General features: G+C 70.7%; 11 protein-coding genes and 1 tRNA gene. 5 read left to right on the top strand and 7 right to left on the bottom strand.

The features are described from left to right. Window positions 1-95 precede the first annotated feature (95 nt). Entirely contained in the window at window positions 96-2,231 is a 2,136-nt protein-coding gene (locus tag AOP78_RS02335) for a DUF2339 domain-containing protein (protein ID WP_152659367.1), read from the top strand. Between the two features lie 8 nt (window positions 2,232-2,239). On the opposite strand, the gene AOP78_RS02330 is transcribed toward AOP78_RS02335, so the two are convergent. Next, window positions 2,240-2,623: a hypothetical protein gene (locus AOP78_RS02330; RefSeq protein ID WP_062200982.1), complete on the bottom strand. Its 384-nt coding sequence runs from the start codon at window positions 2,621-2,623 to the stop codon at window positions 2,240-2,242. Between the two features lie 173 nt (window positions 2,624-2,796). Here AOP78_RS02330 and AOP78_RS02325 point away from each other — a divergent pair, with 173 nt between their 5' ends. Further along, the gene (locus AOP78_RS02325; RefSeq protein ID WP_062200980.1) at window positions 2,797-3,051 is read left to right on the top strand and encodes a WhiB family transcriptional regulator; all 255 of its coding nucleotides are present in this window, start codon (window positions 2,797-2,799) and stop codon (window positions 3,049-3,051) included. 93 nt (window positions 3,052-3,144) lie between these two features. Here AOP78_RS02325 and AOP78_RS02320 read toward each other — a convergent pair whose 3' ends face one another. Further along, complete coding sequence (locus AOP78_RS02320) at window positions 3,145-4,620, bottom strand: sensor histidine kinase (RefSeq protein ID WP_062200977.1); 1,476 nt, start codon at window positions 4,618-4,620, stop codon at window positions 3,145-3,147. Window positions 4,621-4,733: 113 nt separating this feature from the next. Between AOP78_RS02320 and AOP78_RS02315 the strand changes: the two genes are divergently transcribed. Next, window positions 4,734-5,231, top strand: coding sequence for a DUF2505 domain-containing protein (locus tag AOP78_RS02315; protein ID WP_062200974.1), 498 nt, complete (start codon window positions 4,734-4,736; stop codon window positions 5,229-5,231). 168 nt (window positions 5,232-5,399) lie between these two features. On the opposite strand, the gene AOP78_RS02310 is transcribed toward AOP78_RS02315, so the two are convergent. The 4 genes from AOP78_RS02310 to AOP78_RS02295 all read right to left on the bottom strand — a co-directional run bounded on the left by AOP78_RS02310 (window position 5,400) and on the right by AOP78_RS02295 (window position 11,072). Further along, window positions 5,400-6,749 (bottom strand): APC family permease, encoded by a 1,350-nt coding sequence (locus AOP78_RS02310; protein WP_152659366.1) that lies wholly within the window; start codon window positions 6,747-6,749, stop codon window positions 5,400-5,402. Between the two features lie 128 nt (window positions 6,750-6,877). After that, the gene (locus AOP78_RS02305; protein ID WP_083979711.1) at window positions 6,878-8,392 is read right to left on the bottom strand and encodes an amino acid permease; all 1,515 of its coding nucleotides are present in this window, start codon (window positions 8,390-8,392) and stop codon (window positions 6,878-6,880) included. 111 nt (window positions 8,393-8,503) lie between these two features. Beyond that, window positions 8,504-9,427: a fructose bisphosphate aldolase gene (locus tag AOP78_RS02300; protein ID WP_062200969.1), complete on the bottom strand. Its 924-nt coding sequence runs from the start codon at window positions 9,425-9,427 to the stop codon at window positions 8,504-8,506. A gap of 211 nt (window positions 9,428-9,638) precedes the next feature. Then, entirely contained in the window at window positions 9,639-11,072 is a 1,434-nt protein-coding gene (locus AOP78_RS02295) for an APC family permease (RefSeq protein ID WP_062200966.1), read from the bottom strand. Window positions 11,073-11,242: 170 nt separating this feature from the next. Here AOP78_RS02295 and AOP78_RS02290 point away from each other — a divergent pair, with 170 nt between their 5' ends. Both AOP78_RS02290 and AOP78_RS02285 read left to right on the top strand, forming a co-directional pair. Next, window positions 11,243-11,869, top strand: coding sequence for a TetR/AcrR family transcriptional regulator (locus AOP78_RS02290; protein ID WP_062200963.1), 627 nt, complete (start codon window positions 11,243-11,245; stop codon window positions 11,867-11,869). After that, a complete protein-coding gene (locus AOP78_RS02285; RefSeq protein WP_062200960.1) occupies window positions 11,866-12,999 on the top strand; it encodes a DmpA family aminopeptidase in 1,134 nt (377 codons plus the stop codon). Before AOP78_RS02290 ends, AOP78_RS02285 begins: the two co-directional genes overlap by 4 nt. Window positions 13,000-13,050: 51 nt before the next feature. Here AOP78_RS02285 and AOP78_RS02280 read toward each other — a convergent pair. Next, window positions 13,051-13,127: transfer RNA gene (locus AOP78_RS02280), tRNA-Met, on the bottom strand. Between the last annotated feature and the right edge of the window lie 29 nt (window positions 13,128-13,156).

Raw genomic sequence — 13,156 nt, 5'->3', positions numbered from 1 at the left:
ATACCGCCGGGCTCTCTCAATGCAAGGTTCTCCGCACCCCAAGTTCTCCGCGGCCGGCATCTCGGCACGGCATGCCGCCACTAGGCTCGGAGGCTATGAGTGACGCTCGTGTGGCCGCCGGCTCCACCTCGCCGTTGCGTGCGTCCCTGCAGGCCCGGATCGACACGGTGGTGCGGACGGCGCCATCGGCCTTCGTCCTCGTCATCACCGCGATCGCAGTCTCCGCCGGTCTGCTGGTGTCTGTCGGCCATCATCGCTGGTGGACGGTGCTCCCGCTCGCCGCGCTGCTCATCGCGCTCCTATGGCGCCACCTCGTCACGACCGACACGCACCCGCAGGCGCGGCTCGCGGGGATCCTGCTGCTGTCGGGGACCGTCGCGTGGATCCTCGTCAACCTGTTCTTCGCCGCGCAGTACATCCTCGTGGTCCGCGACCCGGGCTTCCTCACGCTCAGCGGGCTGTGGCTCGTGCACCATGCGAGCACCGACATCCCCGCCTCCGGGGCCGTCGAGGCCGCGGCGCTGCAGAGCAACCTCATCCCCGACGCCTCGCAGGCGTGGAACCTGCTCGGCGACGCGGTGCAGCCGCAGGGAGCCAAGATGCTGCCCGCGACGATCGCCGTCGGCGGCTGGTTCGCCGGCACCGCTGGCGTCTACGGCGCCAACATCATCATCGGCGCGGCGGGCATGGCGGCCGTCTACCTGGTCGCCCGCAGGTTCCTCGCCCCTCTCGCCGCGCTCGCCCCGGCGGCGCTCCTGGGCCTCACGGTCGCGCACATCGGCCTCTCCCGCGCCGCGTACACCGAGCCGCTCACACTCGTGCTCGTCTTCGCGGGCGTCCTGTGGTCATGGCGTGGCGTCGCGGAACGCGCGTGGGCGCCGCTGCTCGCCGGCGCCTTCGTCTCGGGGGCGACCGCGTTCGCCCGCATCGACGGTGCGGTCTTCGCGTGGGGAGCGATGGTCGGCACCGTGCTCGCGCTGTCGGCGGCCGACGCACCGCGCGCGTGGCGTCGCGGCGCCGCTCTCGCGTACGTCGGGCTGCAGTCCGTCGTCCTCACGGGCGGATACCTGTCCCTCTACCGCTGGAGCCGCGCCTACCTCGAGCGCCTCGGCGACGAGACGACGCTGCTCGTCGGGGCGTACGCGGCCTCCGCGGTCCTCGTGCTCCTGTGGGTCATGAGCTGGGTCGCGAGCAGCCGCATGGACCGGCTGCTGCCCGCGCTCACGGAGCGGCTGGGTCACCGCGGATCCCTCGCCGCCTCGCTCCTCCTCGGCGCGACGTTCGCGATCCTCACCTCCCGCCCGCTGTGGATGATCTCCCGCCGCGGCACCGAGACGAGCACCGACCAGTTCACGAACAGCGTGATCCAGGGCTTCCAGAGCTCGGCCGGGCTCGACGTGGATCCCACCCGAACGTACGCCGAGAGCACGGTCACGTGGCTCAGCTACTACCTCACGTGGCCGCTGGTCCTGCTCGCGTTCGTCGGCTTCGGGGTGCTGATCTACCGCGTGCTCCGCGGACCCTATGACTCGTGGGTGCTGCTCGCGGCGGTGCTGCCGTCGACGCTCTTCTACCTCTGGAAGCCGTCGATCATCGCCGACCAGATCTGGTCGATCCGACGGTTCGAGCCCGCGACCCTGCCGGGCTTCGCGATCGCCGCGATGGTGGGCGCATGGTGGCTCGTGGGCCTCCTGAGGCGCGAGCACAGCCGACGCCTGGGCAGACGTGTCGCCGTGGGCGCGCTCGTGATCCTGCCGATCACCACCTGGGTGTCCGTCTCGCCGGGAAGCAGCATCCCGATCGGGGCCGCCGTCAACGTGTTCACGACGGAGATGGACGGCGCGAACGGGATGATCGACGACCTGTGCGACGAGATCGACGGCCGTCCGGTCGTGCTCGCGGGAACCTCCGAGGTCTTCGGCACCATCCGCGTCGTGTGCGACGTGCCGGTCGTCCTCGCGCTCGTGGAGCCCACGCAGGACACGCTCGCGGAGATGGTCGACGTCTTCGGCGAGGCACCCGTGGTGGTCACCCGCAACAAGGACTGGCTCGAGTGGACCGAGACGCCGACGCCCGTGGTCACGTCCGTCGTCACCCACTCCGGGTACTCGCTGCAGCGGATCCCCGTGACCTACGTGACGCGCAACTACAAGTGGCTCATCGGGGTGGTCAACGACGACGGAACCGTCACCTCGGTAGCGTCGGCGACGGAGCAGATCTCGGGGAGCTGAAGCCCTCGTCAGTCCTCGCGCTGCGCGTCTCGAGCGGACGCCCGCATCGCAGCGGCCGCCACGATGGCGGACGCGACCAGCAGCGCGATCGCGAGCATCGGCAGCGCGCCAAGCATCACGGCCGCTGCGGCGGCCTGAAGCACCTGCCACGTCAGCGCCGCGCCTCGCGACCAGCGCGCACCCCGCGCGAACCCGCGGGCGACGAACGCGACCGAGCCGCCCATGGCCAGCGCGAACGCGGCGATGCCGAGCGTGGCCGCGAGCTCGACGTCCTCTCCCCCGGCCGCGTACGCCACGTACGCGGCAGCGACCGCCACGAGCAGCGCCGCCTCGAGCGCGAGCAGCACGGTCGCGAGGAGGTCGAGCGGGTCACGGCGTTCGGCGGAGGTCACGGCGCCCACCCTAGAACCGCGCGGCGGCTCTGCGGAAATTCTCAGAAACCGCCCTCTTGTCATCTGTTTGTAACAATGAGAAAATGTTCGGCAGTGATGTAGCGACGATGCGACGGATCACGGCCTTCCCCTGGCCCATGGTCCGTCGCTCTCTTTTTCCTAAGGAGTACATGATGGATTGGCGTAACACCGCTGCCTGCCTCGAGGTCGAGGACCCCGAGCTCTTCTTCCCCGTCGGCAACACCGGCCCGGCGATCTCCCAGATCGAGAAGGCCAAGGCCGTGTGCGGCACGTGCAACGTGCGTGAGACCTGCCTGCAGTGGGCCATGGAGCACAACCAGGACTCTGGCGTGTGGGGCGGACTGTCCGAGGACGAGCGCCGCTCGCTCAAGCGCCGTGCCGCTCGCGCCCGCCGCGCCGCGAAGTAACCGCTCGACGAACAGCGCGGCTCAGACCAGCGCACAGAAGCCGCGTCGCCCTCCGGGGCGGCGCGGCTTCTGCCATTCTCGGCGGCGGAGCCGTCAGTACCGGCCCTCGCCCGGTCCCTCGCCGATCCGCACGTCCAGCGTGACCGCGGAGCCGGGCTCGTCTCCGCGCAGCGACCACTCGATCGAGCCGTCGAGCTCGTTCTCGACGAGCGTGCGCACGATCGACGACCCGAGCCCGGTGGGGCTGCCGGACAGCCCCACGCCGTCGTCGAGGATCGCGATGTGCAGCCGCTCGCGCGCGGTCTCGCGATCGGCCTGCACCGTGATGACGCCGCGCTCCCTGCCCTCGAAGCCGTGCTCGACCGCGTTGGTGATGAGCTCGGTCATGACGAGCGCGAGCGAGGACGCCCACTGCGCCGGGATCATCCCGAAGTCGCCCTCCCTCACGATCGAGACCTGCACACCCGGCGACGCGACCTCGGCGGCCATGCGCATCGCGCGGCGACCCAGGTCGTCGAAGTTCACGAGCTCGTCGAGCGTGCCGGACAGCGTCTCGTGGACGAGCGCGATCGTGGAGACGCGACGCATCGCCTCCGCGAGCGCCTCCTTGGCCTCGGGGGCCTCCACGCGACGTGACTGGAGCCTCAGGAGCGCCGCCACGGTCTGAAGGTTGTTCTTGACGCGGTGGTGGATCTCGCGGATCGTCGCGTCCTTGGTGATGAGCTCGCGCTCGCGGCGCCTCAGCTCCGAGACATCGCGGCACAGCAGCACCGCGCCGTGGCGCACGCCGTTCTCCGTGACCGGGATCGCGCGCAGGGACAGCGCCGCGCCGTTGGCCTCGATGTCGGTGCGCCAGGCCGCGCGACCCATGACGACCATCGCGAGGGTCTCGTCCATCTGCCCCTTGTCGAGCAGCATCGCGCTGGCCTCACGCGGGAGGGACTTGTTGATGAGCGGTCCCGTGAGGCCGAGGCGGTGGAAGCACGACAGCGCGTTCGGGCTCGCGTAGGTGACGTGCCCCGCGGCGTCGAGCCGCAGCACTCCGTCGCCGACGCGCGGCGCGCCTCGGCGGGGACCCGTGATCGACGTCGGCACGGGGAACTCGCCCCTCGTGATCATGTGCAGGATGTCGTCGGCCGCGCCCTTGTAGTTGAGCTCCAGGCGGGACGACGAGCGCGACACCGCCTGGGAGACCTCCCGGGTCAGCACCGCGATCGGCCGCCCGTCGAGGACGACGGGAAGCGCGTCCTCGCGCACCGCGTAGGACTCGTCCCAGCGCGGCTCGCGCGACGCGACGAGCTCGCCGGAGTCGAAGGCGCTGCGCAGGTGCGCGACACGGCCCTCCGCGGCGAAGACGCCCACGACATCGTCCTGGTGGACGGTGGGACCGGTCGAGGGACGGCACTGCGCGATCGCCACGAATCCGTCGTCGACCGGCCGCCACATCACCAGGTCCGCGAAGGACAGGTCGGCGATGATCTGCCAGTCCTCCGCGAGCAGGGACAGGCATTCTGCCTCGGCGTCGGTGAGGGCGCCGTAGCGCTCCGCGGTCTCTCTCAGGCTTGCCACCGTCCAAGCCTACGGCCCGCTGACACCCCGCGCCGCCGACCGTCCCACGTGACACGGAAGGCGTCCCTCCTGCGAGGTAGGCTGAGAGGTCGTACCGACACCTGGAGACACCGATGGACTTCACGCACCGCCACCGCTTCGACGCGCCGCTCGACGCCGTCGTCGCCATGCTGGCGGACGCGGATTTCTCGAAGGTGCGCGGCGAGGCGTCGGGCGCTCGGCTCGTCGACCTGCTCGTCGACGGGAGCGCCGACGCCGACTTCCGTGTCTCGCTGAGGCGCGAGGCGCCGACGTCATCGATCCCCTCGGAGATCCGGGCGTTCGTCGGCTCCCGCCTGGTCGTGACGTACACCGAGGCGTGGGAGCCACCCGAGGACGACGAGCGCATCGGCACCTTCGCGGTCGAGATCATGGGCGCGCCCGGCCATGTTGCCGGCGCCCTGGGTCTGCGGCCCGACGGCGACGGCACCGAGCTGCTCGCGACGGGCAAGGTGAGCGTCCCCATGCCGATCGTCGGGCCGATGATCGAGCGCGCCCTCGTCGGAACCGTGACCAGGACGATGGACGGCGAGCTCGAGGCGGCGGACGCCTGGCTCGCCGAGCGAGGCTGACGCCGCACGGGACTGACCCTCGCGCACGCGATCCTCGGGGATGAGGGTGGTGGCTGTCGGCGCGAGGCCGGCGAACCGCACCCCCGGGGACCGGGGTGCGGTTCGGCCTCAGCAGGCCGTGGCGCTTGCCGCGCCGGGCTGACGTTGATACGTCAACTTGGGGACATACTAGCGGGACTTCGGTCCCGATGCACGCCGACGCATCGTCCAGGCGACGGTCGGCCATCCCAGGACGACGAGCGCGAGCGCCCAGGGGACCCACGCGGGCCCCTCCCCCACGGCCGACGGCGCCGCGACGATCGCGAGCGCGACGCATCCCACGAGCCCGAAGGCGGAGGCCGCGACCGGCACGCGCAGCGTCGCCGTCCTCCCCGCCCGCCGCTGCGCGATCGCGGCGGCGTTCGCGACCGCGTAGTAGGTGAGCACGGTCGCGACCGAGACGAGCAGGAGGCTCGTCCCCTGCGTCCACACGAGCGCGATCGCGGCGACCGCGATGACCGCCTCGGCGAGCCACGGCGCGCCGCTGCCACCCTGACGGGCGAGCGCGCTGGGGAGGTCGGCCTCGCGGGCCATCGCCATCGCGGTGCGGCCAGCCCCGGCGAGCACCGCGAGCATCGCGCCGAAGACGCTCAGCGCGGCGGTCGCCGTGACGATCGCGACGGGGAATCCCACGGCATCCGCGAGGCGCTCGAGCGGCGCGAGCGTGATGGCCTCGCCCGCGTCGGTGCCCGGCTCCAGGACGGCGACGAGCCCGTCGTAGCCCACGTGGAGCGCGAGTGAGACCGCGATCGCGACATAGAGCGTCAGCACCACCGCGAGAGCGATGACGATCGCGCGAGGGATGGTCCGCTCGGGCTCGCGCACCTCCTCGCCGAGCGTCGCGATGCGCGCGTAGCCCGCGAAGGCGAAGAACGCGGCGGCCGCGGCGACCGGGACCTGAGCGAGGCCCCCCGGCCCGCTGAAGGCGAAGTCGAGGACGGTGGGCTCATACGCCTCTCCGTCCGCGCTCCACGCGAACCAGCTCAAGGACACGGGGGCGGAGAGCACGACGACGGCGAGCACCGCGAGGGCGAGCGACACGACGATCGCGATCGCGGTCGCGCCCCATGCGGTCTTGGTGATGCCGCGCGCGTTGAGCGCCCAGACGAGCGCGATCGCGGCGGTCGCGACTCCCTGGGTGTGGCCCGGCAGCACGTAGGTGCCGAGGACCACGGCCCCCACCGCGACGGACGCGGTCTTGCCGACCAGGAACGCCGCCCCCGCCACGTGGCCGGCCCAGTGGGACAGCTCCGCGCGGCCGTAGGCGTACGAGCCGCCCGCGACGGGATGCGCCGCCGCGAGCTGGGCGGTCGACAGCGCGTTCGCGATCGCGATCGCCGCCGCGAGCGCGAGGGCGAGCAGGTACCAGCGCCCGGCGGCGAGCACGTCGACCCACATGTCGGAGAACACGCCTGCTCCGAGCATCGAGCCCACGCCGATGCCGGTCGCTCCCAGCAGTCCCACCCGTCGTGCGGTCACGCGGGAAGGCTACAGGCGGCGGGAGGAGCGGGCCAGAGCGGGGGCAGGGGCGGGACAGGAACGATGCGCGGGCCGGGTCGGTCCGGAGGCCGGGACCGCGCTGGCGTCAGGGTCGCGAGCGGGTCGCGTCAGCGCTTGAGGCGCGCGTGCACCGCCACAGCGGGTTCCGCGACCGTGGGCTCGGCGACAGCATCCTCGGCAACGGCGTGCTCGGCGGCCGAGGTGGAGCCCGACGCCGCATCGTCCTCGGCGACCGCATCGTCCCCGGCCTCGGACTCGGCGACCGCGTGCGACGCCCCGCTCGGCTTGCCAGCACGAACCCAGGCCCAGTAGAGGATGCCGGACGCGACGGCGGTCGCGGCGAGCGATCCGAGAGCGGCGACGCGGGTGAGGTTCATGATGAGGGTGAAGCCGACCGCGACCGCGGCGACGATGTTGAGGGTCACCCAGCGGCGCTGGCCGTCCCGGTGGGCGAGCAGCGCCATCGACACGAGGCCCATGAGGAAGCTCACGAACACGGCGACCGCATAGAACAGGACGAGACGCTGGTCGCGCGCGCCGGCGGCGGCCACGACCACCGCGGACAGCGCGAGGAACACGGCGACGCCGACGTACGGGGTGTGATGCGAGTTGGTGCGGCCGAGGATCGAGGGCAGGACGCCGTGACCGGCCGTCCCGTCCTCGCGGCGCGCGAGCGCCTTCATGAGGCCGGGGCCTGCCTGGAAGGACGAGCTCGCGGCGGACAGCAGCAGCAGCGCGGTGGCTCCCTGGAAGAGCGCGAACACCGCCGGGGACGATGCGGCACGGGCCAGGTCGGCGACGAGCGTCGAGTCCTCGCTCGGCAGGCCGATCTCCAGGTAGACCACCGAGGCGGTGAGCAACAGCGTGAGCGTGCCGACGATGCCGAGCGTGAGCCACAGGGCGGTGCGGCCGAACGTACGTCGGCCGTCGTCGTCGAGCTGCGCGAGCTGCGCGATCGCCGAGGACGGCGCCTCGACGCCGGTCGCGAGCGCCATCGCGACGGGGAAGGCCAGGACGACGGACAGCGGGGCCGAGTGGAGCAGGCTCGTCTCGGCGGTCTCCGCGGAGACGGTGTCCGCGATCGTGGGCGCCGCCATCGCGACCGACACCAGCACCGCGACGGCCGCGACCAGGAAGATGACGGTGAGCAGCGCGAACACCGCGCGGCCCATGTGCCCGAACCACATCAGCCCGGCGACGAGCACGAGCAGGCACAGCGCGAGGCCCAGCCGGTACGGCGCGAGCGACGGGATGTAGGAGATGATCGCGGACGCGCCCGCGGAGACGGAGATCGCGATCGTGAGCACGAAGTCGACGATCAGCGCGCCCATGGGCACGAACGACCATCCGTCGCCCAGGGCCGCGCCCGTGGCCGCGGCCGCGCCGCCGCCCTCGGGGAAGCGGCCGACGAGCTGGTGATAACTGGTGACGACGAGCGCGACGACGAGGACCACGAGGCCCATCGCGCCGAGCAGCAGCGGCAGGTGACCGTTCAACGCGTGCAGCGCGGCCTCGATCGCGTACGCGACCGAGGACACCGGGTCCGCCATCACGGAGAACGCGAACGCGAGCAGGAGCGCGGTGCGGCCTGCGAGCCAGCCGCCACCCTTCGAAGCGGTCATGCGCACCTCTCACGACGCGCGGGGGCAGCGTCTCGTTGAATCGTCACACACACGAGTCGCGAGCCTACGCCGGTCCGACCTCGCGCGCGAGGACCTGGGTCCCGCGTCACATCACGCGGCACCTCGCAGGCCGGACATCCCGGACGATCCCGCCATCGACGCGGCGTAGATCGAGACGATCGACTCGCCGAGCATCCTGTCGAAGTCCGCGTCGGCCTGGTCCACCGTGAGCCCCTCGAGCAGCGCCCTGCTGAAGCTCGCGATGAGGCCGGGGTTGCGGGCGAGCCGCTCGTTGGCCTCCGCTCGGGTGTAGCCGCCGGACAGCGCGACCACGCGGGCGACGTTGGGGTGAGCGATCAGGTCGCCCCACAGCCCGTCAACCGTCGGGATCGTGAGCTTGAGCGCGACCTTGCGATCCCCGAGGTCGTCGAGGTGGGTGAGCAGCTGCTCCCGCAGCAGATCCTCTGTCGCCGCCTTGTCGGGCGCGTTGATGTCGTTCTCGGGCTCGACGATCGGCATGAGGCCCGCAGCCACCACCCGCTCGGCGAGCGCGAACTGCTGGTCGACCACGCGCGCGATCCCCACGGGGTTCGCCTCCCTGATGACCGAGCGCTCCTTCGTGCCGAAGACGCCCTTGTCGAGGGCCGCGGCCAGGGTGTCCTCGAGGCCGGGGATCGGCTTCATGAGGCGCACTCCGTCGCTCTCCTCCTCGAGGCCCTTGTCGATCTTGAGGATCGGCAGGATGCCCTTGACCCGCCACACGTAGTCGGCGACGCCCCTGCCGGCGATCTGCCGATCCACGGTGCCCTGGAAGAGGATCGTCGCGAGGATGTGCTCGCGCGTGAACGCCGGGCTCGTGATGACGCGCGTACGGGCCGCGTGGATGAGGTCGAACATCTCCTCGTCCGTCCCGTAGGCGGACTCGGGGATGCCGTATCGCGCGAGCGCTCCCGGGGTGCTGCCACCGCTCTGATCCAGCGCTGCGATGAATCCTGCGCCCGTCTCGAAGCGGGCAAGCCGGTCTGCGTACGACATGAGGTCCTCACTCTCCGTCGTCCTCGCGTCGCGGCATCCGTGCCGACGCCCCGACTGGGGGCGGCTCTCTCGTCTTCCACGTTACGCCGGGTGCACATTCTCGGCACCAGGACGACGGAGACCAGGGACGATGCGGCTGCTGGCGCATCGTCCCGGGAACGGCGAATGCCCGGGGCGCAGGCCCCGGGCATTCGCGTCAAGCAGATGGGCGTCAGACCTTGGCGGCCTCGACCTCGTCGGGATCGACGTCATCCGCCAGGGCGTGCTCCGCGTCATCCTGCGGGTCGGGCAGCGTCCACCGCTCGCCGCGCTGGGGGTGGATGAACAGTGCGTACCAGAGCACGCCGAGCACGATCGCGACGACGGAGACCAGGAGCGGCGTCGGGTCGGACGCGATGATCTGGTACGTCACGTACGCCATGATCGCGAGCACGACGATCGGGGGCAGCGGGAACAGCGGCATCCGGTAGCCACCCTCACGGCCGGCGGCGCCGCGGACGCGAAGCGCCGCCACCGCGACCGTGGAGTAGATGACGACCGCGCTCGCGCCGGTCGCGATGAGCAGCCAGTCGAACGGGAGGAAGCCGACGCCGATGCCCGCGAGGCCGATGACGATGGTCGCGACGATCGGGGTCTTGGTGCGCGGGTGGACACTGCCGAGCACACGGTCGATCGCGTCGGGCCACGAGCGGTCGCGGGCCGAGGAGAACAGCAGGCGAGCGAGCTGGATCTGCACCGCGATGACGGCGTTGAAGACCGCGACCGCGATGCCGAGGCTGACGATGACGTTGATCGCCTCGTTGCCGCGGTCCAGCAGGAACCAGTTCATGGGGGACTCGGACGACACGAGAGCCTCGAGGTCGGAGGAGCCGAGGATCACGGCGGCGAGCGGGACGATCTCGGCGATCACCGTGATGAGCAGGGAGATCATGATCGCCTTGCCGATGGTCTTGGAGGCGCCCTTGGTCTCCTCGGCGTAGTACACGGCGCCGCCGTAGCCGTTGAAGGCGAACAGGGCCACGGGGACCAGGGAGAACAGGATCGCCCAGGTGACGGTCTCGAGGCCGCCGTCGGCTCCCAGGGTCTGGGGCATGACGAAGGTGTCGACGCCGCGGCTCACGTGGCTGAAGCCCATGACCGCGAGCACGATGAGGGCGAGCACCTCGAGAGCGAGGCACACGCCGGTGACCCACGCGTTGGTCGTGATCGTGAGCGCCGCGATGAGGGTGGTGATCGCCACCACGACCACCGTGGTGATCGAGGAGTTGAAGCCCTCCCAGACGACCGACAGGTACGGGCCGACGCCCGAGGCGATCACGGCGATGATGAGCACGCCTGAGACGAGGCTGAGGAGGAACACACCGAAGCCGTAGCCTCGCCCGAGCAGGCGCGCGGCCCACGTGTACTCGCCTCCGGTGATCGGGTAGCGGCTCGCGAGCTCCGCGTAGCACCAGCCGACGAACAGCGCGATGAACGCACCGATCGCCATCGCCGCGACGCTTGCACCTGCCAGTGCGACGACGAGGGCCGGAACGATGATGAAGACGCTCGACGCCGGGGTCACCGACGACAGCGTGATGAGCATGTTCTCCTTGATCGTCAACGACCGGGAGAGCTCCTGACTGTACTTCTCCTTGGGGGCCACGGCGGCTTCCTTTCTAGGTAAGTGCCATGTTGACGCCAAAGTCAAAGTTACCGAGCGGGGTGCTGTCAAGCATTTCTGAGAATGAAATGTACTGTTAAATCGGCACAACGTGCTCGAAACATTGACCATGCACACTCGGTGAATTCATCTACTTTGACGCGGAGGTCAGAATGGGCAGGAGCGATGGAGACGCCCGCAGGGCGCAACTTCTCGATGCCGCGCTGCACGCCGTGAGCGAGCGCGGGATCGTCGGGCTGCGCATCAAGGACATCGCCGAGGCCGCGGGCGTCGCGACCGGGACCGTCCACTATCACTTCAAGGACCTGGACGATCTGCTCATCGCGGTGCACGAGGAGGCGATCGACCGCTTCGTCGGCGCGCGCCAGGAGATGATCGCCGCGCTTCCCGACGCGCGCGACAAGATCGCGGCGCTGATCGACACCGGCGTGCCCGAGAACGACGACGACGTCCTCGTCGTCGCCCTCTACGACCTCAACGCCCTCGTGCGCCGCAGCGCCGTCCACCGGACCATGACCCGCGCACTCACCGAGCAGCAGGTGACGCTGTACGCGACCACCGTGGAGATCGGCACCGCACAGGGCCACTTCTCCCCCTCCGCCGCCGCCTCCGACATCGCGGCGAACGCCGTCGCGCTCGAGGACGCGTACGGCCTCTACATCATCAACGCGGCCGGTCGCTTCTCCGCCGACCGCGCGCGTCACCTGATGCGCACACATCTCGCCGAGGCGCTGTCCTGCCCGGCGATCACCATCGACCCCGAGGAGTCCCCCGCATGAGAGCACGCGACCTTGGCCTCGACCTCGCCGGCACTCCCGGCCCGCTCAACGGCATCACGGACGTGCCCGGCCTCACGGTCGGCACCGTCACGCGCATCGAGGACACCGACGATGCCGCAGTCGCCGCCCGTACCGGGGTCACGGCGATCCTCCCGCTCGGGCGGGACGGGGTCGGCTCATCTGTTCCCGCGGCCGTGCACTCGCTCAACGGCAACGGCGAGCTCACCGGCTCGCACTGGATCCGCGACTCCGGATCCTTCGCCGGCCCCGTGATGCTCACCAACACCCACGCGGTGGGCACCGTCCACCGCGGCGTCGTGGACTGGACCGCGACGCATCGTCCCGATCTCGCGGCCGAATGGCTGCTGCCCGTGGTCGGCGAGACCTGGGACGGTTACCTCAACAGCATCAACCAGCCGTTCGTCACGACGGACGATGCGGGGGCGGCCATCGATGCCGCCTCCTCTTCCGCTGTCCCGGAGGGTTCCGCCGGCGGCGGCACGGGCATGAACCTGTACGGCTTCAAGGGCGGCAACGGCACGTCCTCGCGGCAGGTCTCCATCGGTGGCGCGACGTACACCGTGGGCGTGTTCCTGCAGGCGAACTTCGGTGATCGCAGCGAGCTGATGATCCAGGGCGTCCCCCTCGGGGATCTGGACGTGCCGTACCCGATGGGAGATCTATCCTGGTTCGCCGAGGACCGACGGGTGCCCGGAGGCTCGGGATCGTGCATCGCGGTGGTCGCGACCGACGCGCCGCTCATCCCGACGCAGTGCGAGGCGCTCGCCAAGCGCGTGTCCCTCGGGCTCGCGCGGACCGGCACGACCGGCGGGCATTTCTCCGGCGACATCTTCCTGGCGTTCTCGACGGGGAACGCGGGGGCGCTGGACAACGGGTTCTCTGCGACGCCTGCTGCGGAGGCCACTCTGGACAGCCTGCAGATGGTGCCGTGGAGCTTCATGGATCTGCTCTACACGGCGACCGTCCAGGCGACCGAGGAGGCCGTGCTCAACGCGCTCTTCGCGAACCGCGACATGACCGGGCGTGCGGGGCACTTCAGCCCTGCGCTGCCGCATGAGCTCGCTCTCGAGCGGCTGGCCGCGCGGGGACGGATCAGCGAACTGGCTTAGGCGTAGCAGGAACGACGAAGGCCCGGACCATCTGGTCCGGGCCTTCTCGAGTGGTAGCGGGGACAGGATTTGAACCTGCGACCTCCGGGTTATGAGCCCGGCGAGCTACCGAACTGCTCCACCCCGCGTCGTTGCTGCGGGTATTAACTCTACCAGC

This window comes from Demequina salsinemoris (assembly GCF_000974805.1).
Taxonomy (GTDB): Bacteria; Actinomycetota; Actinomycetes; order Actinomycetales; family Demequinaceae; genus Demequina; species Demequina salsinemoris.
This window is presented reverse-complemented; position numbering and strand designations above follow the sequence as displayed.

Bases quoted from the DNA above. Each gene is read 5' to 3' on its own strand.
- AOP78_RS02285 (WP_062200960.1), top strand. From the start codon at position 11,866: ATGAGAGCACGCGACCTTGGCCTCGACCTCGCCGGCACTCCCGGCCCG.
- AOP78_RS02290 (WP_062200963.1), top strand. From the start codon at position 11,243: ATGGGCAGGAGCGATGGAGACGCCCGCAGGGCGCAACTTCTCGATGCC.
- AOP78_RS02335 (WP_152659367.1), top strand. From the start codon at position 96: ATGAGTGACGCTCGTGTGGCCGCCGGCTCCACCTCGCCGTTGCGTGCG.
- AOP78_RS02315 (WP_062200974.1), top strand. From the start codon at position 4,734: ATGGACTTCACGCACCGCCACCGCTTCGACGCGCCGCTCGACGCCGTC.
- AOP78_RS02300 (WP_062200969.1), bottom strand. From the start codon at position 9,427: ATGTCGTACGCAGACCGGCTTGCCCGCTTCGAGACGGGCGCAGGATTC.
- AOP78_RS02305 (WP_083979711.1), bottom strand. From the start codon at position 8,392: ATGACCGCTTCGAAGGGTGGCGGCTGGCTCGCAGGCCGCACCGCGCTC.
- AOP78_RS02325 (WP_062200980.1), top strand. From the start codon at position 2,797: ATGGATTGGCGTAACACCGCTGCCTGCCTCGAGGTCGAGGACCCCGAG.